Raw genomic sequence first — 3,371 nt, 5'->3', positions numbered from 1 at the left:
TCGTCTTATGTAAAGCAAAAGATTATGCGAAGTTCACCACGGCTGGGGCCGTATTCTCGACTTTGTCGTGAGTGTTGCTTCGCATAATCTATTGGTTTTTGCTTTCATAGTAATCCACGCAGCCAGGCCACGAGGTCTGCTCGTTGTTCCTTGCCGTAGGGGCTTTGGGGGACAATATTTTGTTCGGCTGCTTTGATGGCTCGGCGTTTAGCTTCGGTGCTGGCTCGGGCATAGATTTCTGTGGTGGTGACGCTTTCGTGTCCTAGGAAATCGCGAATGTAAATTAAGTTCACTCCAGCGTCTAGGAGATGCATAGCCTTTGAATGGCGCATGACGTGAGGGTGTAGCTTCGGTGGAACGTGTTCTGGGTGGTGGGCGTGCGCGGTGGTGACGCTCTTTTGTAACACGTAGGCTACGCCTGCTCTGCCCAGTGGGTTTTTGCTTCGGTTGACGAACAATGGTTCGGTGGGCGCCGCCAGATGACGGGCTGTGGTGATGTAGTGTGACAAGATGTTGCCGACTTGTGCGGATAATGGGATCACGCGCGCTTTTCTTCCCTTGCCGATAATTTTGGCCGTGTGTGGGTGTGAAAACGTGAGGTCCCCGATCGTGATGCCGCATAGCTCGCTGACCCTGGCGCCGGAGTCATAGAGCAGGGAGACGATTGCAAGGTCCCGTATATTATCAGCCGCGGCGGTGACCACCAGTTGCACGGCGTTGACGCTGAGGAATTCGACCTCCTTCGTTGTTGGGGTCTTCACGGATGGTATCTCGAGTAGCCGGCGGCAGATCTCGAGGTGTTCGGGGGCCTCGGCTTGGACGAACTTGGCAAATGATCTGATGGCGGCGATGCGTGCATTCACGGTCGAAGCGGCGCATCCGCGGTCCTGGCGCAACCAGTCACTGAATTGATTGATGTGTTCGAGGGACAGGTGTGCCATGGTGATGCTGTTGGGTGACATGGCCTGGTGACTGTCCATCCATTGCAGCAACAGCACGAACGTATCGCGATATGACGCGATGGTATGGGTGCTGAATCCTCGTCTGGTGGGCAGATAATCGATGAGGAAAGACTGCAGCAGCGATTGAAACTCTTTCATGATGCATCACCGAACACTTGTTGTGACACCTGCTGTTGGGCCTCCACGATGCGTAGCAACGTCTCCTGGGTGAACCGGAGATAATATTCGGTGCTGGTGATGTCAGCATGGCCCATATAGGTGGCCAACAGGGGCAGCCCGACATAGATATCTGTCCCGGCATCGACCATTTTTTCCAACGCGTGCACCGCATAGGAATGCCGAAGGTCATGGGGCCGGATGGGTGTGTTCTGGCCGGTGAGCACACCCGCTTGAGCAAAGATCTTGCTCAGCGCGACACCAGCGTGGCTGGGCCGGGGAACGTTGTCGCGTGCCGTTGGCATTAGCGGTACCGTAGCGTTGATGCCGGTCAGCCCGCACCGATGCAGATAACCTGAGGCATACTCCCATAGCGAGTCCGACATGGGTAGCAGCCTGGTCCTGTCGCCTTTGGCGTGTCTGATCAAGATCGTGCCAGCGCTGATATCTAGATCAGATACTCTTAGCGCGCAGGCTTCGCCGATGCGTATCCCGCAGCACCACAGCAGCCGCAGCAGCAGCCTGCGTTGCTCCGAGGCGTGATGGTCAGCCACCCTCAGAATGTGAGCCATTTCTGGCTCGGTCACGATCCTGGGGACAAAATCGGTGGTATCGCGCACCAATCCTTCGGGTGGAATCGCCGGGGTATAGCCCTTGCTAGCAACCCACAGGCAGAATTGCCGCAAAATAGCGATCCGTTTGCACTGAGTGGACACCGCTTCGCCGGGTTTTCTAACAGTCAGTTTTTCCACCGCGGTACGAGAAATAATGTTGGGGTCACGTGGTTCCTTGGCCAGGAAGCGAGCGATCTGTCGCAGGACGTACTGGTAGCTGACCGGGATAGCATAGCCTAACGAGCGTTTATAGTGCACATAGCCGGTGAATAATTCGCTGTGTTGGCCAGGAAACGCAATGATGTTATCCACGGGGCACCTCCAGGCACAAAGCACGCAGCTGTTCAACGTCTACGGCCATGTACTTGCGCGTGGTATTGGCATTGGTATGCCCTAATATTCCCGAGATCACCGGGTAGGCAGTGCCATCGGACAACATGTTTGTTGCCGCCGAGTGCCGCAGCGAATGCATCCCGTGATGCTTGCCGACAGTATTCACGGACGCTCTGCCGAACGCTCCGGTCGCGACGTAGTAGAACGAATTCGACGCATCCTCGAAGCTGTCATGAGGGGCTCGATGCTGCAAAAACATCTGCTCGTTTGTGCTGTGGGGTCGTTCGTTTCGTAAATAGTCGGCCAAGGCAAGCATTACCTCATCAGGCAGCGGAAGCCTTACGGGGTTGCCAGTTTTGACTTGCTGAAACCAGATCTCGTGAGCTCGCCAGTCGATGTCATTCAGGCGCAACGTGCGAATATCTCCGGCGCGCATCCCCAGAACAGATGCAAGCAATAGCATCGCTCGATCACGTCGTGGGCATTGTCCTGCCGTTGCCGCCACCATCGCAGCGACCTCTTTGACGGCGTAAGCTGACGGCAACGATGCATGCTTATGACCGGGGATGACGGGCATCGCGACTGCGACAGCGGGACTGCAGAACCCCTCCTCGGCCGCCCATTTCGTGAATGCCCGCAGCATGTAGAGTATTCCTGACCGTGTTTGGGCAGTCATCCAGGAACACGCTTCGATGTGGGCGGTGACATCTTCCATCGACACCTCGCCAAAATGGGCGATCGTCAAACTCGTCAGAAACTTTCTGATCACGCTGACCTGGCCACGTCGAGTGGCCTGAGCCAGGCTCCGCTGCTCTAAATGTGAGCTATAAGCTTCGAAAACCTCCTGAAATTGAACGGGTACGTCCTCAGGCCTTGCCTGCGAAAAAGCCGGAAGACTGCCATCTTCCGCCAGAGAACGTAGAGTCCGAATATGCCGGAGCATGCTGCGACTGCTGGCGGAAAGAACGTTCTCATGCAGCCCCCACGCTTCAAGAAGCTGGTATTCCTCATCGACCCCGAACCACGCAATCTGACGTTCTACACACCACTGCTTGACCTTCTGCCAGGTTCGTTCATAATGCTCAACGGTACTCGGCTTGTATCCCAGTTCGGCAAGCATTTGGGCTGCCTGGGACATCAGTTCATCAATGTTCTTTCTCATCTCATTCCTCCAATTCCTGTCCGCGCATCATGCACGAACACACGGTAATTGGAGCCTAAGTTATGCGAAGTACAACCCTGCATCCGTCCAGACAGAACAGGGCACAGCGACCCAACTTCGCATAATCTTTTGCTTTACATAAGA

General features: G+C 55.4%; 3 protein-coding genes. All 3 read right to left on the bottom strand.

The window, feature by feature from the left end; all coding sequences use genetic code 11:
* Window positions 1-104: 104 nt before the first annotated feature.
* The 3 genes from ACYVJT_RS15120 to ACYVJT_RS15110 are packed head-to-tail and all read right to left on the bottom strand — an operon-like array spanning window position 105 to window position 3,227.
* Window positions 105-1,100, bottom strand: a complete 996-nt coding sequence (locus tag ACYVJT_RS15120) for a tyrosine-type recombinase/integrase (protein ID WP_499418541.1) — start codon at window positions 1,098-1,100, stop codon at window positions 105-107.
* Window positions 1,097-2,044: a tyrosine-type recombinase/integrase gene (locus ACYVJT_RS15115; RefSeq protein WP_343960261.1), complete on the bottom strand. Its 948-nt coding sequence runs from the start codon at window positions 2,042-2,044 to the stop codon at window positions 1,097-1,099. The genes ACYVJT_RS15120 and ACYVJT_RS15115 overlap by 4 nt, the downstream gene beginning before the upstream one ends.
* Window positions 2,037-3,227: a tyrosine-type recombinase/integrase gene (locus ACYVJT_RS15110; protein ID WP_499418540.1), complete on the bottom strand. Its 1,191-nt coding sequence runs from the start codon at window positions 3,225-3,227 to the stop codon at window positions 2,037-2,039. Before ACYVJT_RS15110 ends, ACYVJT_RS15115 begins: the two co-directional genes overlap by 8 nt.
* Window positions 3,228-3,371 lie beyond the last annotated feature (144 nt).

It is taken from the genome of Yaniella soli, from assembly GCF_054782375.1.
Note: the sequence above shows the minus strand (reverse complement) of the source record. Positions and strands in the feature narration are given on the sequence as shown.